Raw genomic sequence first — 19,942 nt, forward strand, 5'->3', positions numbered from 1 at the left:
GTCCGGAGGCTCCGCCGGTGGCGGTCACGAGGTACGGGGTGGCGCCGACTGCGGGGGCGGTGGGCGCGGTGCTGGTGAACGCGACGCTCTGGGCCGCCTGGCCGACGCTGAACGACTGGGTGGCCTGGGTCGCCGCCTCCCGGTCGTCGTCCCCGCCCTGGTCGGCGGTGACGACGCAGGTGCCGGCGTGGGCGAAGGTGACGGTGCTGCCACTGAGGGTGCAGGCGTTGTTCGTCGTGCCGGCGCCGATGCCGAGGACGACGGTGGTGCCGAGACCCGTCTGGGCGCTCACCGTGTAGCTGCCGCCCACCAGGGCGGTCGTCGGCGGGCTGCTGAGGAAGGAGATCACCTGACCGACCTTGGCGACGGTGAACTGCTGGGTCGCCTGCGGAGCGGGCAGGTAGTCGTCGGTGCCGTCCTGGTCGGCGGTCAGCACGCACACGCCCGCGTGATCGAGGGAGATCGACCCGGTCGGGGTGAGGCTGCAGGCGCTCTTCGTGGTGCCCGCACCGATGCCGAGGCGGACGGCGTTGCCGGAGTTCCCGCCGGTCGTCGTCGCCAGGTAGGTGCCGCCGACGCGAGGATCGGCCGGGACGCTGGAGACGAACGAGACCGACTGGGTCGCCTTCACGACGCTGATCGTCTGGGTCGCGCGGGTCGCCGGCGCGTACCTGGCGTCGCCGTCCTGGTCGGCGGTGATCACGCAGGTGCCGGCGTGGGCGAAGGAGACGGTGCTGCCGCTGATGCTGCAGGCGTTGTTCGTGGTGCCGGCACCGATACCGAAACGCACCGGCTGACCCGAGGCCCCACCCGACGCGGCCACGCCGTACGGCGTCGCGCCGACGGCGGGCGAGGTGGGTGCGGTGCTGGTGAACGCGAGGGGCTGGGCGATCCGGGTCACCGTGATGGTGCGGGTGTCCTGGGGCGCGGGCAGGTGGTCGTCGTCGCCGTCCTGGTCGGCGGTGACGACGCAGATGCCGGCGTTGTCGAAGGAGACGGCGCCGGAGCGGGCGAGGCTGCAGGCGTTGTTCGTGGTGCCCGCGCCGATGTCGAAGCGGACGGCGTTGCCCGATCCGCCGCCGCTGGCCGACGGCAGGTACGCCCCCGCCGACAGGTCGACCGTCGTCGGCCACCCGGCGCCGAAGGTGATCGTCTGCGCGGCCTTGCCGACGGTGATCGTCTGCGAGGCCGACGTGGCGGCCGCGTAGGAGGCGTCGCCGTCCTGGTCGGCGGTGACGATGCAGGTGCCGGCGTGGTCGAAGGAGACGGTGCCGGAGCTGGTGAGGCTGCAGGCGTTGTTCGTGGTGCCCGCGCCGATGCCGAAGCGGACGGCGTTGCCCGATCCGCCGCCGGTGGCGCCGACGGCGTAGTCGGGGCTCTCGACGGTCGGCGAGGAGGGCGGCGTCGTGGTGAAGCTGATCGCCTGCGAGTACTTCGCCACCGTGATCGTCTGCGTGATCTGGGCGGCGGCCGTGTAGTCGGCGTTGCCGCCCTGGTTCGCCGCGATCACACAGGTGCCGGGCCGGTCGAAGGAGACGCTGCCGGCGTTGATGGTGCAGGCGTCGGTGGTCGAGAGGGGGCTCACCGACAGGACGATCGGCTGGCCTGAGGCACCGCCGGACACGGTGGGCAGGTAGGGGACGCCGCGGGCTCCGGGAGAGGGTGCGGTGGAGGTGAAGGCGAGCGTCTGCGAGCCCTGGCCGATGGCGAAGGTCTGCACCACCTCCGGTGCGGGGTTGTAGCTGGCGTTGCCGGCCTGGTTCGCGGCGATGGCGCAGGTGCCGACGTGGCGATACGTCACCGTCGAGCCGCTGACGGTGCACGCGCCGTTGGTGGTGGCCGACCCGACCGAGAAGGTGACGGGATTCCCGGAGGCTCCGCCGCCGGCAGCGACAGTCGTGGTGCCGCCGACACTGGCGCCTCCCGGGACGGGGGAGATGAACGCGATCGTCTGGTTCGTCTTCGCCGTGACCGCGATGGTCTGCGTCACCGTCGGCGCGACGGCGTAGATCTCGTAGAACATCCCGTTGATGGTCTGGTAGCCCGCCAGCTGGTCGGCAGCGACCACGCACGTGCCCTGGTTGCGGAAGGTGACCGTGCTGCCGCTCACCGTGCAGGCGTTGTTCGTCGTACCGGAGCCGACGCTGAAGGTCACCGGGTTGCCCGAGCCGCCGCCGGTGGCGGACACGATGTAGGCGCCGCCCACGCCGGCCGTGCTCGGGGCGGTCGTGGTGAAGCTGATGTTCTGGGGAATCGACGTGTCCAGGTTCATCGTCCAGATGCGGTCGATCGAGAGGTTGTGCGCCAAGGTGCCGCCGCCGACCGTCTGCCCCGGGAAGAACGTGATCTGCAGACTGGTGATGCGGGTGAGATCGACGGTGTCGGGGAACCCCGTGCCGGACTGCTTGAAGGGGATCGAGTTGACGGTCCCGCCTCGGGGGATGGAGAAGTAGGCGGTCGAGATGCGGCTCGACGCATCGGTGAGGGTGGCTCCCATGGTGGCCACCACCGCCCCGGGGTTGGAGTTGGTGGTCGTCGCCACGGTGTAGTCAAGCCGCAGGTTGGTCGCTTTTCCGCCGACCGTGAAGTCCTGGGGGGAGGGCATCACCCAGGTCGCGGTCGCGCTGTTGGGCAGGTCGCCGCCGAGCTGCAGGTTGAGGGTGCCGCCGGAGATCGACCCCGTCGCCCCACCCGAGTAGGCGATGATCGGCGTGCCAAGGCGCGTGCCCCCGAAGTCGTCGATCGTCACGCCCGGATACAAGGCCTGGCCCGGCCCGGCGGGCAGCACGGCGAGCACCCCGGTGATCAGGGCGAGGAGGAGGATGCGGGACAGCAAGGGACGGCGAGGCGACACGAGCGGACCTTCAGGGGAGGGGAGAGGGGGTCCCGAGGTCGCCATCTAAACACCCTGGCAGGTATCCCGTGAATGTTTCGAGGAAGTGAACGGGCGGCCCGGCCTCGGCCGGCGAGTGCCTGCGACCGAGGCCGATCAGTTCACGTAGCGCCGACGCATGACTCAGGTGAGCAGATCCGTGAGCGGGTTGAGGAAGAAGTAGACGACGAACAGCCCGGCCACGACCCACATGAGCGGGTGGATGGCCGCCACCTTGCCGCGCACGATCTTGATGATCACGAAGGCGAGGAAGCCGGCGCCGATGCCGACGGTGATCGAGTAGGTGAACGGCATCAGCACGATGGTGAGGAACGCCGGCAGCGCGATCTCGACGTCGTCCCAGTCGATCTCCTTGACCTGCTGCATCATCAGGAAGCCCACCAGCACCAGGGCCGGCACGGCCGCCTGGGAGGGGATGATCGCGACGATCGGCGCGAGGAAGATCGTCAGCAGGAACAGGACGCCGGTCACCACCGAGGCCAGGCCGGTGCGCGCGCCCTCGCCCACGCCCGACGCCGACTCGATGTAGGAGGTGTTGGAGGAGACGCCGGCCGCGCCGCCGGCGATCGCGGCGAGCGAGTCGACGACGAGGATGCGCTCGGTGTGCGGCGGCAGGCCGTCCTCGTCGAGCAGGCCGGCCTCGGCGCCGATGGCGGTCATCGTGCCCATGGTGTCGAAGAAGTCGGCGAGTAGCAGCGTGAAGACGAACAGCAGCGTCGAGACGGTGCCGACGGACTGGAAGGAGCCGAGCAGCGAGAACTCCCCGAGGGTGCCGAAGTCGGGGGTGGAGATCCAGTCGGAGGGGAACTCCGGTGCGGTCAGGCCCCACGCGACCGGGTCGATGGTGACGATCTTGTCGATGACGATCGCGACGACGGTGGTGGCGACGATGGCCAGCAGGATCGCGCCGCGCACCTGCCGCACCCACAGTGCGACGACGAGCACGAGCCCGATCGCGAAGACCAGCACCGGCCAGCCGGCGAGCTGGCCCGAGCCGCCGAGCTGCACGGGGACGGTGGTGTTGGCGGCGTCCGGGATGCGGGTGACGAAGCCGGCGTCGACGAAGCCGATGAAGGCGATGAACAGGCCGATGCCGACCGAGATCGCGACCTTCAGCTGCGCGGGGACGGCGTGGAAGACGGCGGTGCGGAAGCCGGTCAGCACGAGCACGAGGATGACCGCACCTTCGATGACGACCAGGCCCATCGCGTCGGCCCAGGTCATCTGGGATGCGATCGCGAAGGCGACGAAGGCGTTGAGGCCCAGGCCGGTGGCCAGCGCGAGCGGGTAGTTGGCCACGACGCCCATGAGGATCGTGATGACGCCGGCGACGAGCGCGGTGCCCGCGGCGATCATCGCCAGGTTCGGCTCGGTGCCGCCGCCGAGGAGGTTGCCGTCGATGTCGGTGGCGAACCCGAGGATGAGCGGGTTGAGCACCACGATGTAGGCCATCGTGAAGAAGGTGACGAGGCCGCCGCGCACCTCCCGCCCGACGGTCGAGCCGCGCTGGCTGATCTGGAAGTAACGGTCGAGAACGCTGGTCACGGGGCCGAACTATGGCACTGCCGGCTGTTCGTGGGAAGCGCCCGAGCAGGGCGCCCCACTCTCAGGCAGGGGCGGGCTCGGCGATCGGTGCGGGGGCTCGCCGCCGGAACCAGTGACCGGGCAGCAGCCAGATGGTCGGCAGGAACAGCAGCTGCATGACCAGGCACACCCGCCACCAGCTCTCCCACTGGTCGCTGGTGTCGGCGGCGGCCTGCGCCACATCGGCGCCGTGCGCGGTCAGGTAGGCCAGGTCGTCGGTGGGGATCTGCTGCGCCGCGTAGCCCTGGGCCCGCTGCGCGGCCTCGAGGTCGCGCTGGGCCTGGGCGCGCTCGCTGCCCCTGAGCCGGTCGGCGCCGGTGGCGGCGAGGGCCGCGGTCAGCTTCTCCACGGTGCCGCCGGCGCGCTGCAGTTGGGCGAGCGGCGTGGCGTACTGCTGGCTGACGCCGGCGACGCGGGCACCGTGGTCGGCCAGGATGCTCGCGGCGGGCACGGCCAGCAGGACGGCGAGGAACGTGCCGGCGGCGACGAGCCGCACGATCCAGCCGTAGAGCGCCATGCCGGTGGCGACCAGTTGCGGGGCGATCTCCTCGACCGCCTCGCTGAACGCGGTGATCCACATGCCGCTCGTCGTGACGCCGAAGAACGCCGCCGGGATGATCGCCAGCACGAAGGTGCGGTAGGAGGTGTCGGACGCCGCCGCCAGGTTGCCGAAGACGCTCAGGGCGATGATCGAGCCGATCGCCCCGACCAGCATCAGCGGCTTGCGGATGCCCAGGCCGTCGGCGAGCGCACCCATCGCGACGAGGGTGACCGCGGAGGTGGCCCACCACCAGTTGCTCAGCCCGTTGGCCTGGGCCCCGGTGAACCCGTGGGTGGTGACGAAGAAGATCACCCAGAAGCCGAGCCGGGTGAAGTAGAAGACCAGGAACAGGCCGATGCCGATGGTCGGCAGGATGATCCGCGGCGTCATCAGCACCCGCCACGCTCCCCGCTCGGGGAGCCCCGTCGTCCCGGCGGCGCGCGCTTCGGCGGCGGCGGCGTCGTCCGCGCTGTGGAGCACCTGGGCGCGCAGGCCCGGGCTCAGTTCGCGCAGCGCGAGGAGCCCCAGCAGCGCGGTGGAGAGTCCGACGATCCCGCACACCGTGTACTGGAAACGCCAGTCGGGGTGGGCGTCGAGGGTGCGGCTGGCGACGCTGCTGACCAGGAGGCTGCCCAGGATCGGCCCGAGGTTCCACGTCGTCATCGCGACGGCTCGGGTCAGCTGGGGGGCGAAGTCGCGGATGAGGGCGGTGGAGGCCACCAGGACGACGCCCGTGGTCGCCGACACCGTCACGTCGGCGGCCAGGAACAGCTGCTTGGTCGGCATGTTCGGCGTCACCAGGAGCGTCATGAGCGCCACGAACAGGGAGCCGTAGATCATCAGCCCGGTGCGGCCGATCCGGTCGGCGAGCGCGGCCGCGAGCGCCGCCCCGGAGCCCAGGAGGCTGCCCAGGATGGAGATCGAGACGTAGAAGCCGAGCGACATGTCGTACTCGTCGATGATCTGCGGCGCCACCGACCCCTTGAGGTAGAGGGCGTAGTAGACCGAGATCGTGACCACGACGACGACCCCGAGGTGGCGCGCACGGGCGGTGGGGGTCGGGTAATGCTCGAGTTGGCGGGACCTCACGATCCGTGAGCGTGCCACGGAACCGGGTTCCGCGCCGGGGAAACGACGAGGGCCGGGACCCTGGCGGGTCCCGGCCCTCGCCCCCTCCGCGGGGTGCGGGAAACGGAGGAGGTCAGTGCGCGACGACGATCGGGGCGTCGGGGTCGCGCGTGATGGCGCCGTGGCGGAGCACGATGAGCGCCCAGATGCCGCCGAGCGCCAGGAGCCCTGCCGACCACCAGAACGCGGCCTCGTAGCTCTCCAGCGCGGCCCGCACCTGGGTGAGCGGGTTGCTCGGGTCGTGCGAGGCCAGGTAGTCGTCGCCCGCGCTGGCCGCCGCGGCGCTGAGGATCGCCGTGCCGATCGACCCGCCGATCTGCTGGAAGGTGTTGACGGCAGCCGAGGCCACGCCCGCGTGGTGGGCGTCGACGCCGTCCGTGGCGGCGCTGATGGACGGCGGCAGGACGAACCCGAGGCCGAGGCCGAGCACGGCGATCGAGGGCACGACGTGGGTGGCGTAGGAGCTGTCGAGGTCGAGCAGGGTGAGCGACCACATGCCGGCCGCGGCCACGAGGAAGCCGATGCCGATGGGCAGCTTCGCGCCGATGCTCTCCACGAAGCGCGGCGCGATCTGCGAGCTGACCGCGATGCCGGCGATCATCGGCAGGAACGCCAGGCCGGTGGGCAGCGGGTCGAAGCCCTGGACCACGGACAGGTAGTAGGTGAGGAAGAGGAACACACCGAACATGCCGCCGCCGACGAGCAGGAGGCTCACGAAGGCGCCGCCGCGGTTGCGATCGGTCAGCACGCTCAGCGGCAGCAGCGGGTCGGAGACCCGCGTCTCGACGAAGGTGAAGATCGCGACGAGCAGCAGGCCGGCGCCGATGAAGCCGAGGGTGATGCCGGCGGTCCAGCCGTCCGTCTCGGCCTTGGAGAGGCCGTAGACCAGGCAGACCAGGCCGCTCACGCTGAGCAGCGCGCCCGGGATGTCGATGGTGACCTCGCGGTCGGGCCGGTTGCGGCCGAGCAGCCACAGACCCATCGCGACGGCGACCACCGCGATCGGCACGTTGATGAACAGGCACCAGCGCCACGAGGTGTACTCGGTGAGCGCACCGCCGAGGATGAGGCCGATGGCGCCGCCGGCGCCGGAGAGGGCGCCGTAGACGGCGAAGGCGCGGCCGCGCTCGTGCGGGTCGGTGAAGGTGGTGGTCAGCAGCGAGAGGGCGGCGGGCGCCAGCAGGGCGGCGAAGACGCCCTGGCCGACGCGGGCCGCGACGAGCATCTCCAGGCTGGTGGCGGCGCCGCCGATGGCCGAGGCGCCGGCGAATCCGACCAGGCCGATGAGGAAGGCGACCTTGCGTCCGATCAGGTCGCCGAGGCGGCCGCCGACCAGCAGCAGGGAGCCGAAGGCCAGCGCGTACCCGGTGACGATCCACTGGCGGCTGTCGTCGGAGAAGCCGAGGTCGGCCTGCGCGGTCGGCAGCGCGATGTTCACGACGGTGGCGTCGAGCACGACCATCAGCTGGGCCAGGCAGGCCGTCACGAGGATCCACCAGCGGTGGTTCGACGGGGTGCCCTCGTGGGCTCCGGGGGCCGGCCGGACGTGGGCGGGCGTGGCGTGGGCGGGTGCGTCGTCGGCGTGCGTGCTCCGGTCGGCGGTGGCGATGCGCCCTGCGTCCGGATCGTCGGGTGTGGCGGGAGTCGTCATGAGTGCGTCCTCGGTCGGGATCAGAAACGGAAAAGATCTTCCGTTTAGTACGGTAACCGAAACGGAGAGACATTTCCACTTGCTACCCTGTGACGCATGCCTCCCGCCGATCCCGCACCCGCGCGCCCGCTGCGCAAGGACGCGCAGCGCAGCCGCCAGCTCGTGCTCGACGCGGCCCGCGCCCTCTTCGCCGAACGCGGACTCGACGTCGGCTTCGACGAGATCGCCCGCGCGGCCGGCGTCGGCGTGGGCACGGTCTATCGCCGCTTCCCCGATCGGGCGGCGTTGGCCGCCGCGCTGTTCGAGGAGAAGATCGAGGACCTCATCGCGGCGGCGCAGAGCGCGCAGGCCGTCGAGGACCCGTGGGAGTCGTTCCTCCAGCTGGCCCTGGTCAGCATCCGGCTCCAGCAGCGCGACCGCGGCCTGCTGGAGGTGCTCGCCTCGGAGGCGTTCGGCGATCCGCGTCTGCTCGAGCTGCGCGACCGGGCGGCCGCCGAGGTGCAGACCGTCGTCACCCGGGTGCAGGACGCCGGCCTGCTGCGCGAGGACCTCACGGCGATGGACGTCGTGTTGATGCTGCACCTGTTCAGCCGGATGTCGTTGGCCGACGGCACCGAGCTGTGGCAGCGCTCGTTGGTGCTCTTCCTCGATGCCGTGCGGCGGCGTGAGGGGCAACAGCCGCTGCCCACCCCGCCGCTGACCTTCGAGGACTTCGAGGCGATCGCGCATCGCCTCTGACGCGACCGATCCGGGACGCCGTCACACGGCGTCCCGGATCGATCGGTGGCCAGGGTCAGGCCAGGGTCAGGCCAGGGTCAGGCCAGGGTCAGGCCAGGGTCAGGCCAGGGCCTCCAGGGCGGCCAGTTCGTCGGCGGTCAGCTCGATGGCGGCCGCGGCCACGTTGTCCTCCAGGTGCGCGACGCTCGAGGTGCCCGGGATCGGCAGCATCACCGGCGAGCGGTGCAGCAGCCACGCGAGCGCGAGCTGGGACGGCGAGGCGCCGTGGTCGCGCGCGGCCTGGGCCAGCACGCCGTCCGGCTTCGACAGCTCGCCCGTGGCGAGCGGGAACCACGGGATGAAGCCGATGTCCTCGGCCGTGCAGTAGTCGAGCAGCGGCTCGGCGTCGCGCTTGGCGAGGTTGAAGAGGTTCTGCACCGTGGCGATCGGCGCGATCTCGCGGGCCGCCTTCGTCTGCTCCACGCTCACCTCGGAGAGGCCGATGTGGCGGATCTTGCCCTCCTGCTGGAGCTTCGCCAGCTCGCCGACCTGGTCCTCGAGTGGCACCTTCGGGTCGATGCGGTGCAGCTGGAAGAGGTCGATGGCCTCCAGCTTCAGGCGCCGCAGGGAGAGCTCGGCCTGCTGGCGCAGGTACTCGGGCCGGCCCACGGGGATCCACACGCCCGGTCCGGTGCGGGTGAGTCCGGCCTTGGTGGCGATGACGACGTCGTCGGCGTAGGGGTGCAGGGCCTCGGCGAGGAGCTCCTCGGCGATCGTGGGGCCGTAGGAGTCGGCGGTGTCGAAGAACGTGACGCCGAGCTCGACGCTGCGCCGCAGCACGCGGATCGCCTCGTCGTGGTCCTTCGGCGGGCCCCACACGCCCTCGCCGGTGAGCTGCATGGTGCCGTAGCCGAGGCGGACGACGGGGAGGTCGCCGCCGATGCGGTAAGTGCCGGAGGCGGATGCCTGGTTCATGCTCACTGCTCCTTCTCGGTGCGGTCGCCCGCCCAGTCGGTGTGGAAGGTGCCGGGTCGGTCGACCCGTCGGTAGGTGTGCGCCCCGAAATCGTCCCGCAGCCCCTGGATCAGGGCCGCGGGCAGCCGGTCGCGACGCAGGCCGTCGAAGAACGCCAGGCTCGAGGCGAACGCCGGAGCCGGGACGCCGGCCTGCGCGGCCGTGGCCACCACGCGCCGCCACGCGGCCTCGCCGGTGCGGACGGCGTCGGCGAAGTAGGGCGCGGTCAGCAGGCTCGTCAGTTTCGGGTCGGCGTCGTAGGCCTCCCGGATGCGGTCGAGGAACTGGGCGCGGATGATGCAGCCGCCGCGCCAGATCGTGGCGAGGGCGCCGGGGTCGACGTCCCAGTCGTGCTCCCGCGACCCGGCCTGCACCTGGTCGAAGCCCTGCGCGTAGGCCACCACCTTGGAGGCGAAGAGCGCCGCGCGGACGTCGTCCACGAAGCGGTCGCGGTCGACCTCGACCTCGCGCAGATCGGTGCCGAAGACCTCACGGGCGACCTCGCGCTGCTCGGTGTGGCCCGACAGGGCGCGGGCGAAGGTCGCCTCGGCGATGCCGGTGACGGGGACGCCGAGGTCGAGGGCGGACTGGACGGTCCAGCGCCCCGTGCCCTTCTGCTCGGCGGCGTCGAGGACGACGTCGACGAACGGCTGCCCGGTCGCCGCGTCGGTGTGGGCCAGGACGTCGGCGGTCATCTCGATGAGGAAGGACTCCAGCTCGCCCTCGTTCCAGCCGGCGAAGACCTCCGCGATCTCGGCGGGGGAGAGGCCGCCGACGCTGCGCAGCAGGTCGTAGGCCTCGGCGATGAGCTGCATGTCGGCGTACTCGATGCCGTTGTGCACCATCTTCACGAAGTGGCCGGCCGCATCGGGCCCGACGTGCATGGCGCACGGGACGCCGTCGACCTGCGCGGCGATGCTCTCCACCACCGGGCCGAGGTGGGCGTAGGCGTGCTCGGAGCCGCCGACCATGATCGAGGGGCCGTGCAGCGCGCCCTCCTCGCCGCCGGAGACGCCCATGCCGACGAAGTGCAGGTCGTGCGCGGCGAGCGCCTCCTGGCGGCGGCGGGTGTCGTCCGGATGCGCGTTGCCGGCGTCGACCACGATGTCGTCGGGGTCGAGGAGCGGCACGAGGGCGTCGATGACTGCGTCGGTGCCCTCGCCGGCCTTGACCATCACGATGATCGTGCGGGGGCGTTCGATGCTCGCCACGAAGTCCTCCAACGACTCCGACGGCACGAAACGCCCACCCTGGGCGGCGACGTCGTCCCCGAAGCCCTCGACGAGGGCGCGGGTGCGCTCGGGGCTGCGGTTGTGCACCGCGAGGGCGTGGCCGTGGCCGGCGATGTTGCGGGCCAGGTTGCGGCCCATGACGGCGAGTCCGGTGAGTCCGATGCTGGGGGTGTTGCTCTGCTCGGTCATGTCCGGCGCCAACGCCGGGCCGGGAGAGACGATTCCGGTGGGTGGCCACCGAGGGGGTGGGCCTGGTGGCTCAGCCGCAGGGCACGTTGCCGAGTCGGGCCAGGCCTTCGAGATCGCCGGGTCCGTAGCTCGTCGTCGCGACCTCGGGGTTCATCAGCTCGCCCGGGTCCTGCACGTGGTCGAGCCCGACGAGGTGGCCGAACTCGTGGTCGATGATCGCCTGCCGCACCGCGTCGCGGGCGGGATCGCCGGTTCCGGCCGCGAACGCATCGCGATCGAGCAGGACGCTGCCGGTGACGAAGTGCGTGCGGCCCAGCCCGGACGGCGTCCCGGTGGTGCTGCCGCCGAGGCCGGCGACATCGCCCGACAGCTCGCTCTCCTCGACGGCGTCGGCCCAGCCGATCAGCACCGGCTTCGCGCGGTCGAGCAGCGCCGTGCGCCGATCGAAGAAGTCGCGGTCGTCGGTGGTGCCGGCGTCCTCGAAGACCAGTCCCGTGGCCTGCTCGGTATGCGCGATGGCCGTGTCGACGAGCTCGCGCCAATCGGACGGGGCGCCCTCGGTGTTCACCTGGTAGCGGATCGGCTTGCACGGGTCGTAGCCGACCGGTCGGCCGCCGACCTCACGGAGGAACGCGTACGCGCCGTCGCCGTCGGGCACCGTCGGTGCCGCCGCCAGGCGGTCGTCGCCGAGACCCACGAGACGACGCAGGCCGTCGAACTGCCCGCCTGGCGTGAACACCAGCAGGGCACCCGCGAGCACCGTGGTCGCCAGGATCGCGGCGACGGTGCGTGCGCGGTGGCCGGTGCGAGCGCCGCGGGCCGGACGCCGTGCCGCCGGTGGTCGTGCGGCCGGTCGTGCTGCCGGAGGCATCGCCCCCAGGCCGTGACGTCGATCGAGCTCGTCGAGCTCGCGCATGCGGCGTTCGAGCTCCCGTGCACGCCGTGCACGCTCCCGCTTCGATGGCCCCGAGACCATGGCACCCCCCTGTGTGTCGGGACCAGTGTCACCGATGGGGTCGAACGACCGCTCGTTCCGCACGCCATCACGGTGGATCACCCGGCGGGCCAGTCCTCGTGCACGTGCTCGTGCCGGACCCGGAGAGCGTCGGCCTGCATCCCTGCACCATTGTTGCAAGTCTTTCGCAATAGCGTCATGGTTGCGTTATGACGATCTACTCCCTGCCGGATCTGCCCTACGACTACTCCGCTCTCGAGCCCTACATCGCCGGGGAGATCATGGAGTTGCACCACGGGAAGCACCACCACACCTACGTCAACGGCATCAACACGACCGTCGAGCAGTTGGCCGAGGCGCGCGAGGCCGGCACCTTCGGCTCGCTCTCCACGCTGGAGAAGAACCTGGCCTTCCACCTGGGTGGTCACGTCAATCACTCGGTGTTCTGGCCGAACATGTCGCCCGACGGCGGGGACAAGCCGACCGGCGAACTCGCCCAGGTGATCGAGGAGTACTTCGGCGGCTTCGACGCCTTCCGAGCGCATTTCGAGGCCAACGCCCTCGGCGTCCAGGGCTCGGGGTGGTCGGTGCTGACCTGGGACGTCGTCGCCCAGCGGCCCTTCATCATCCAGCACTTCGACCACCAGGGGAACGTGCCGATCTGCATGGTGCCGCTGCTGATGCTCGACATGTGGGAGCACGCCTACTACCTGCAGTACCGCAACGACAAGGCGACCTTCGTCAAGCAATGGTGGAACATCGTCAACTGGGCTGACGTCGAGTCGCGCTTCGAGCGAGCCCGCACGCAGACGGCCGGGTTGGTGCTGTGAGTGCCCCGGACGGTCTGGCGCCCGTCGTCGATGCTGCGCAGCGGGTCGCCGGCATCGTGGCCGCCCGTGGCCGCGGCGACGCCGAGGGCGCACGTGCTCTGATGGGGTCCTTCGACGATATGCAGGAGTTGGCCGGCGGCGCGTTGCTGGTCGCCGAGCTCAGTCTGGGGCTGCTGCGTCAGCAGACCGGAGAGAGCCTCGATGAGTGCGTCCACGACCTGTGCGTCCAGTTGGAGCAGGTTCTCGGATCATCGAGGTGACCAACCCCCGGAAGGCCGAAGGCCCGCGTCGATGACGCGGGGCCCTCGGGTGATGCTGGAGTTCAGGCGGTGACCGGGAGCTTCGCGCCGTCGGCGTGGGCTGGTCAGGTGGGGTCGGTCCAGGGGTTGTGGGTGGCGATGTGGTCGGTGGTGAGGATCATGTCGCCGAAGTCGGCGCGGGCTTTGGCCAGGACGTCCGGGTGGGGTTCGGGTTGGGCGTACCAGGCGGCGAGGTCGGGGTGTTCGACGAGGTAGCGGCCACCTGCGAGGGGGGTGGTGAGCCAGCCGGTGAGGTCGTGGGCGCGGGCGAGATGGGCGTCGGTGAGGATCTGGATGCCGTAGGCATCGGGCGTGAAGGAGCTCAGGAGGGGGCGGTTGTAGCGCAGCTCGGACTCTCGGATGTAGGGCCAGCGCGTGACCTGTCGTTCGGGGGACCAGAAGCTGGGCCAGACAGCGGCGGCGATGAACGCCACGTCGGTGTTGGGGGGACTCCAGAGCAGGGTCTGGCGGATGAGGTCGAGTTTCGCGCGCCAGTCCAGCCGGTCGTCGTGGGTATAGAAGGTGACCTTTCCATGGGGGGATAGGTGGGCAGACCGCTCAGCGATGGGGTCGGTGGTGCGGGCTAGGAGTTGGACCCTGCTGTACCGGTGGATGGACTCCGCGATTGCGGATGCGTAGTCGAGGTCCTCGACTTCGATCCACCAGTCCATGTCGTAGCGGTTGACGTACTGGCGGCAGCCGCGTTGATAGGCCCACGTGATAGCTCGGTCGGCGATGAAGCGGGTGAGGGTCGCATCGACGAGCCACAGCGGTCCGCGCTTGCCTCGGGGGATGAGGCGCAGATCGCCAGTGGTGTAAGCAACGTGCGCGGCTGGAGTCGCTGCGTTGTGCAGCCGAGTAGGTAGCGCCCGGGGCTCGCGTCGCGGTGGTGCGGTGACCCGCCCCTGCACGTAAGGGAACGCGCGGGCGAAGACCTCGAACCATTCGAGGAGGGCGTCCATCGTGTGCACCGGCGTGAGGATGCCGCTCCAGCCCTGCGGGGTCAGCAGCCACTGGTTCGCGCACACCCCGACCACGTTCTGGTCCACCGTGTGCGAGGTCTCCTCCGCGATCTGCGTGATGCGGTCCCGAGACGGCGGGTGGTCGCCGAAGTCGGCGTCGATGAGGAACTCCAGATGACCGGTCTGGGGGTTCCAGCCCTTGCGGACCAACCCGATGTCGACCTCGATCATGCGCTGGCTCCCTCCCCGAGAAGCGCCGGCCGGCGAGCGGCCGCACGAGGTGCACCCTACTGCCGGCCGGTGCCCGTGCCGGGTGCGGAAGCACGACGCCCGGCCGCTCTCGGGAGGGCGGCCGGGCGTCGGGTCGGGCAGGTGTCGAGGCTCAGGTGAGGGTCGGGAACTTCACGCCGGTGTTGGCGTGGCAGCGGTAGCCGTGCGGCACCTTGTGGAGGTACTGCTGCCAGAACCGCGGCATGCACGTAATCGCGGCTGCGTCGGCGCCGCCGTCCGGTCAGGTGGGGCCGGTCAGGTGTGGTCGGTCCAGGGGTTGTGGGTGGTGATGTGGTCAGTGGTGAGGATCATGTCGCCGAAGTCGGCGCGGGCCTTCGCCAGGACGTCGGGGTGGGGTTCGGGTTGGGCGTACCAGGCGGCGAGGTCGGGGTGTTCGACGAGGTAGCGGCCGCCGGGGAGTGGGGTGGTGAGCCATCCGGTGAGGTCGTGGGCGCGGGCGAGGTGGGCGTCGGTGAGGATCTGGATGCCGTAGGCGTCGGGGGTGAATGAGGCCAGCAGGGGGCTGTTGTAGCGCAGGTCGGGTTCGCTGATGTGGGGCCAGGGCGTGACCTGGCGCTCGGGCCGCCAGAACCCGGGCCGGTTGGTCATGGCGATGAAGGCCAGGTCGGTGTTCGGGGGGCTCCAGAGCAGGGTGGGGCGGACGAGGTCGAGGGTCTCGCGCCAGTCGAGTCGGTCGTCGCGGGCGTGGAAGGTCGCCTGACCGTGGGATCCGAGGAATGCGGAGCGTTCGGAGAGCGGGTCGCTGGTGCGGGTCAGCAGTCGGACGCGGTACCGCTCGCGGGCCTGTGCGATCGCGGGGGCGTAGTCCACGCCGAGGACCTCGGTCCACCAGTCCACGGTTAGACGGTTGAGGTACTGGCGGCAGCCGCGTTGGTAGGCCCAGGTCACTGCCCGGTCGGCGATGAAGCGGGTCAGGGTCGCATCGACCAGCCACAGTGGCCCGCGGTCGCCTTCGGGCACGGCGCGCAGGTCGCTGGTGGTGTAGGCGACGTGTGCTGCGGGGGTCGCTGCTCTGCGTAGCCGGGTCGGGAGGTCGCGGGGCTCTCGTGAGGAGGGTGCGATGACCCGCCCCTGCACGTGAGGGAAGGCGCGGGCGAAGACCTCGAACCACTCGAGGATGGCGTCCATCGTGGGCACCGGTTTGAGGACGCCGCTCCAGCCCTGCGGGGTCAGCAGCCACTGGTTCGCGCACACCCCGACGACGTTCTGGCCCACCGTGTGCGAGGTCTCGTCGGCGATCTGGGTGATGACATCTCGGGACGGCGGGTGGTCGCCGAAGTCGGCGTCGATGAAGAACTCCAGATGACCGGTCTGGGGATTCCACTTCTTGCGGATCAACCCGATATCGACCTCGATCACGCGCTGGCTCCCTCCCCGAGAACTGCCGTCCGGCGGGCGACCGAACCGTTGCACCCTACTGCCGGCGGGTGCGCCTGAAGGGTGCTGACGGACGACACCCGACCGCCCTCTGAAGGGCGGCCGGGCGTCGGATCGAGCGGGTGAGGCTCAGGTGAGCGTCGGGAACTTCACGTCGGTGTTGGCGTGGCAGCGGTAGCCGTGCGGCACTTTGTGCAGATATTGCTGCCAGGACCGTGGTGTGCAGGTAGTGGCGGCGCTTGCCGCGGTTGTCTGCGTGCAATTGAGCTCGCCGGCCGTGAAGCCGAGGTCGGGCACGGTCCTCGGTTGGGTTCGCGGGAGTAAGTGCCGAGAGGTCGTGCCTCCCTGGCCGGGGCCCCGCCGACCGCTGGTGGCGCGGTTTCCGATCCGCGCTTCAGCGTCACGATGGGTGTTGGGACGAGTGCTGCGAGCTAGGGCAGGACGAGGCGGGAAGCGACCAGGCGCCGAGGTGGTCGGCTGCGTCGGCGACGGCGTTGGTCACTACGAGGCGGGCGCCGAGCCAGCCGGTGGCGACGACGCTCGTGATGACGGCCGCAGTGGCCCGTTCAATCGCCCCGGGCGTCGTGAAGCCCCACATGACCCCGGTCGATTCAGGAAAGCGCTCCACCGTCTGGATCGATGTCGTCGCTGTTCGGCCCGCAGGTCTGCCGTGCTGAGCCGGGCACGCATGTGGCGGCGTCACCCGCTGAGGGATGGGTGACGCCGCCGGGGTTCATTCGAGCCGATGGGGCGCCGTCAGCGCCCATGCTCTCCGCACGAAATCGCGTCCGCCGTTCGTGAGTCGACCACACACCGAGCGTGCTCGAGTGCGCTCTTCCGTGCTGTGGGGTCCGTCCATGTGCGCGAGGCACAAATCCGCACGCACGCCTAGGCCGGCAGGCCAAGCGATCGGCCCGGAAACGAATGACGATGGAGTGGCAAACTTCACGTGGACGAGAGCTAGGTAATCAGCATGCGTGAGTACGACTACATCGTTGTGGGAAGCGGCTCGGCGGGTGCGGTGCTCGCCGGTCGGTTGAGTGAGAACCCCGGCACGTCGGTGCTCGTCCTCGAGGCGGGAGGGCGGAGTCGACCCAACCTGAACGTGCAGATCCCGGCGGCGTTCGCCAAGCAGTTCCACGGCCCGACCGACTGGGACTATCTCTCCGAGCCGGAGCCCCACCTTAATGGCCGCCGGATCTACCAGCCCCGCGGCAAGATGCTCGGCGGCAGCAGTGGCATGAACGCGATGATCTACATCCGTGGCAACCGCGCCGACTACGACGGATGGGCGAAGGCCGGCGCCGACGGGTGGTCCTACGACGAGGTGCTGCCCCTGTTCCGTCGCATGGAGACCAACAGCCGCGGCGCCGACGAGTTCCACGGTGCCTCCGGACCGCAGTACATCGAGGACGCCCCCGATCCGCGTGGGCTCTCCCTCAACCTGGTCGAGGCGATCGCCGAGGCCGGCATCGGCCACACCGACGACTTCAACGGTGCCCAGCAGGAGGGCGCCTCGATGTATCAGCGGTTCACCCGTCGCGGCCAGCGCTGGACGACGTACGACGGCTACCTCGCCCCCCGACGCAAGCAGCCCAACCTCACGATCACGTCCAAGGCCCTGGTCCACCGGGTCGTCATCGAGGGCGGGCGAGCCACGGGCGTGGTCGCCCGGGTCGGCAACCAGGTGCAGACCATCCGCGCTCGCCGCGAGGTGATCCTCAGCGCAGGCGCCTACAACACGCCGCACCTGTTGATGCTCTCCGGTATCGGACCGGCCGCCCATCTGGCCGAGCACGGCATCACGACGATCGTCGACAACCCCCACGTCGGTGCGCACCTCATGGACCACCCGATGTACATGGTCAACTCGGCCACGAGCGACCGCGACAACCTCGCGTTCGCGGAGAAGCCCGCCGAACTCGTGAAGTACCTCATCGGCCGCAAGGGCATGCTCACCTCCAACGTCGGCGAGGCCGGGGCGTTCTTCCACACCAGCGTGGAGGACGACGCGCCGGCGATGCAGATCATCGGCGCCCCCGTCTACTTCTGGGAGCACGGCGCGGGCACCTACGACGGCCAGGCGTTCGCCATCGGCCTGTCGCTGGTCGGTGCGCGGTCCGAGGGGTGGGTCAAGCTCGCCTCCGCCGACCCCGAGCGCAAGCCCTTGGTCCGTAACAACTACTTCGAGCACCCCGACGACATGACTTCGATGCTCGAGGGCATCGAGCGAGCCCGTGAGGTCGCGGCGTCGCCGTCGCTCGGCAAGATCTACGAGATCAACCCGGGCGACGGCGTCCACAGCCGCAGGGAGCTCGAGGAGAAGGTGCGAGCGCAGGTCGAGCACACCTATCACCCGAGCTGCACCGCGCGTATCGGTGTGGAGGGCGAGGGCGTCCTCGACGCCAGCCTCCGCGTGCGCGGTGTCGAGGGCCTGCGTGTCGTCGACGCCTCCGCGATGCCCCGGGTCACCCACGGCAACACCCACGCGCCGACGATGCTCATCGGCGAGAAGGCCGCAGATCTCCTCGAGAGCGGGGCCTGAGGTGAGTGTCGAGACCGTTCCCCAGCGTGCTGACGCGATCGCGGCGGCGGCCTTGGACGGCGCGAAGGCGTGGTCGCTCGTCAGTCTGAGCGAGCGCCGTGAGCTGCTGGAGGAGTTCGCCGAGCTCGTCGCGCAGCAGGCCTCGGAGTGGGTGCGCATCGCCACTCAGATCAAGGGTCTGACACCGAACACGCCGCCCGTCGGCGAGGAGTGGGTGTCCGGGCCCTGGGCCACGCTCAACTACGCCCGCCACCTGGTGGAGAGCATCGCGAAGCTCGAGCAGGGAACGTCGCCGACCGAGGGCTTCGACGTGCGCCCCGTTCCGGGTGGCCGGATGGCAATCAAGGTGCTGCCCCACACCGTCTGGGATCACCTGCTGCTGTCCGGGTTCTCCGCCGAAGTGTGGTGCCAGCCAGGTGCCAGCGCTCAGGAGATCCGGTCGACCGCCGGTCTCGGTCTGCGGGAGCCCGGGGCAGTCCGTGGCACCTGCGTCGTGCTCGGCGCCGGCAACATCACCTCGATCGCTCCGCTGGACGCTCTGTACGTGCTCTATGCCGACAACAGGTCGGTCGCCCTGAAGCTGAACCCGGTGACGGACTCCCTCCTGCCGGTCTACGAGGCGATCTTCAAGCCGTTCATCGACCTCGGCGTCGTCCAGGTATTCACCAGCGACCTCGAGCTGGGCGCCGCTGTCATCGCGCACCCGGACATCGATGCCGTGCACATGACCGGCTCCGAGGCCACGCACGACGCGATCGTGTGGGGCCCCGGCGCCGAGGGTGCGGCCAATAAAGCAGCGGGGACACCGCAACTGCGCAAGCCGATCACCAGTGAACTCGGCGGCGTCGCCCCCATCATCGTCGTGCCCGGCCGATGGTCGAAGCGTGACCTGGAGTTCCAGGCCCGCCACGTGGCGACGATGAAGCTGCACAACGCAGGAGCCAACTGCGTCGCCGGTCAGGTGCTTGTCGTCAGTTCGAGCTGGGACCAGAAGGAGGAGTTCCTGGCCGCAGTGCGCCGGGCACTCAGCACCGCGCCCTCGCGGCCCTCGTGGTACCCGGGCACGGCTGGCCGCATCAAGGCGGCGCGCGTCGATGCCCCATCCGCGGAGGTTGTCGGCGGAACCGCAGAGCGCACGCTCCTGCCCGCCCTCGACCCCACGGCGGACGAGCCCGCCTACTCGACGGAGTACTTCGGTCCGGTCCTGGGTGTCACCGAGCTGCCCGGTACCGGTTCGAACTTCCTCTATCGGGCGGTGGACTTCTCCAACGACCGGCTGCACGGCACGCTCGGGGCGAACATCCTGGTCCACCCGCGCGAGCTGAGGTCGATGGGAGCGGACGCTTTCGATCGCATCCTCGAGGGGCTCCGGTACGGCACGATCGCCGTCAACGCCTGGACCGGTGTCGGTTATCTCTCGCCGCTGGCGAGCTGGGGAGCCTTCCCGGGGCACACTCCCGACGACATCCAGTCCGGCATCGGAGTCGTCCACAACGGTCTGCTCCTTGCGCGTGCCGAGCGCACCGTCATCCGTGGACCGTTCCGGCCGTTCCCGCGTTCGTGGGCCACCGGCGACGCCTCGCTGACGCCCGTACCCCCGTGGTTCGTGCACAACCGCACTGCAGCGACGACCGGCGCCCGCCTGGTGAGCTTCTCGGCCGCGCCAGGGTGGAGCAAGCTGCCCCGGGTGTTCGCATCGGCTCTCCGCGGCTGACCAGTACCCCCTCGAGGCCA

The 19,942-nt window shown here is 70.4% G+C and carries 15 protein-coding genes; 5 read left to right on the forward strand and 10 right to left on the reverse strand.

The genetic code is table 11. The annotated features are described in order from the left end of the window. From ABD671_RS07440 to ABD671_RS07455, 4 genes are all read right to left on the reverse strand, one after another. A partial coding sequence (locus ABD671_RS07440) for a beta strand repeat-containing protein (RefSeq protein ID WP_344732658.1) occupies positions 1–2,836 on the reverse strand: 2,836 nt, incomplete at its 3' end. 180 nt (positions 2,837–3,016) lie between these two features. After that, positions 3,017–4,438 carry an NCS2 family permease gene (locus tag ABD671_RS07445; protein ID WP_344732659.1) on the reverse strand — a complete coding sequence of 474 codons (1,422 nt, stop codon included), beginning with the start codon at positions 4,436–4,438 and terminating at the stop codon, positions 3,017–3,019. A gap of 61 nt (positions 4,439–4,499) precedes the next feature. Beyond that, positions 4,500–6,107, reverse strand: a complete 1,608-nt coding sequence (locus ABD671_RS07450; protein ID WP_344732660.1) for an MFS transporter — start codon at positions 6,105–6,107, stop codon at positions 4,500–4,502. Positions 6,108–6,219: 112 nt separating this feature from the next. Continuing rightward, positions 6,220–7,797 carry an MFS transporter gene (locus ABD671_RS07455; RefSeq protein ID WP_344732661.1) on the reverse strand — a complete coding sequence of 526 codons (1,578 nt, stop codon included), beginning with the start codon at positions 7,795–7,797 and terminating at the stop codon, positions 6,220–6,222. A gap of 96 nt (positions 7,798–7,893) precedes the next feature. On the opposite strand from ABD671_RS07455, the gene ABD671_RS07460 reads away from it, so the two are divergent. Then, positions 7,894–8,535, forward strand: coding sequence for a TetR/AcrR family transcriptional regulator (locus ABD671_RS07460; protein WP_344732662.1), 642 nt, complete (start codon positions 7,894–7,896; stop codon positions 8,533–8,535). 99 nt (positions 8,536–8,634) lie between these two features. On the opposite strand, the gene ABD671_RS07465 is transcribed toward ABD671_RS07460, so the two are convergent. From ABD671_RS07465 to ABD671_RS07475, 3 genes are all read right to left on the reverse strand, one after another. Then, entirely contained in the window at positions 8,635–9,489 is an 855-nt protein-coding gene (locus ABD671_RS07465) for an aldo/keto reductase (protein WP_344732663.1), read from the reverse strand. A gap of 2 nt (positions 9,490–9,491) precedes the next feature. Continuing rightward, on the reverse strand, positions 9,492–10,949 hold the full coding sequence (gndA, locus tag ABD671_RS07470; RefSeq protein WP_344732664.1) for an NADP-dependent phosphogluconate dehydrogenase: 1,458 nt from the start codon (positions 10,947–10,949) through the stop codon (positions 9,492–9,494). Positions 10,950–11,019: 70 nt separating this feature from the next. Then, a complete protein-coding gene (locus tag ABD671_RS07475) occupies positions 11,020–11,865 on the reverse strand; it encodes a zinc metalloprotease (protein ID WP_344732665.1) in 846 nt (281 codons plus the stop codon). A 248-nt stretch (positions 11,866–12,113) separates the two neighbouring features. On the opposite strand from ABD671_RS07475, the gene ABD671_RS07480 reads away from it, so the two are divergent. Both ABD671_RS07480 and ABD671_RS07485 read left to right on the forward strand, forming a co-directional pair. Next, the gene (locus ABD671_RS07480; RefSeq protein WP_344732666.1) at positions 12,114–12,734 is read left to right on the forward strand and encodes a superoxide dismutase; all 621 of its coding nucleotides are present in this window, start codon (positions 12,114–12,116) and stop codon (positions 12,732–12,734) included. After that, on the forward strand, positions 12,731–12,994 hold the full coding sequence (locus ABD671_RS07485; protein WP_344732667.1) for a hypothetical protein: 264 nt from the start codon (positions 12,731–12,733) through the stop codon (positions 12,992–12,994). The genes ABD671_RS07480 and ABD671_RS07485 overlap by 4 nt, the downstream gene beginning before the upstream one ends. Positions 12,995–13,098: 104 nt before the next feature. Here the strand turns inward: ABD671_RS07485 and ABD671_RS07490 are convergent, their stop codons facing one another. From ABD671_RS07490 to ABD671_RS07500, 3 genes are all read right to left on the reverse strand, one after another. Beyond that, positions 13,099–14,226: a hypothetical protein gene (locus ABD671_RS07490; protein WP_344732668.1), complete on the reverse strand. Its 1,128-nt coding sequence runs from the start codon at positions 14,224–14,226 to the stop codon at positions 13,099–13,101. A gap of 294 nt (positions 14,227–14,520) precedes the next feature. Beyond that, positions 14,521–15,645 carry a hypothetical protein gene (locus ABD671_RS07495; protein ID WP_344732669.1) on the reverse strand — a complete coding sequence of 375 codons (1,125 nt, stop codon included), beginning with the start codon at positions 15,643–15,645 and terminating at the stop codon, positions 14,521–14,523. Between the two features lie 147 nt (positions 15,646–15,792). After that, positions 15,793–15,960, reverse strand: coding sequence for a hypothetical protein (locus ABD671_RS07500; RefSeq protein WP_344732670.1), 168 nt, complete (start codon positions 15,958–15,960; stop codon positions 15,793–15,795). A gap of 676 nt (positions 15,961–16,636) precedes the next feature. Between ABD671_RS07500 and ABD671_RS07505 the strand changes: the two genes are divergently transcribed. Together ABD671_RS07505 and ABD671_RS07510 are read left to right on the forward strand one after the other, a co-directional pair. Continuing rightward, on the forward strand, positions 16,637–18,208 hold the full coding sequence (locus ABD671_RS07505) for a GMC family oxidoreductase (RefSeq protein ID WP_344732671.1): 1,572 nt from the start codon (positions 16,637–16,639) through the stop codon (positions 18,206–18,208). Between the two features lies 1 nt (position 18,209). After that, positions 18,210–19,922 (forward strand): aldehyde dehydrogenase family protein, encoded by a 1,713-nt coding sequence (locus tag ABD671_RS07510; RefSeq protein WP_344732672.1) that lies wholly within the window; start codon positions 18,210–18,212, stop codon positions 19,920–19,922. The last annotated feature ends 20 nt before the right edge of the window (positions 19,923–19,942 follow it).

Origin of the sequence: Nocardioides fonticola (genome assembly GCF_039536805.1) — a bacterium.
Taxonomy (GTDB): Bacteria; Actinomycetota; Actinomycetes; order Propionibacteriales; family Nocardioidaceae; genus Nocardioides; species Nocardioides fonticola.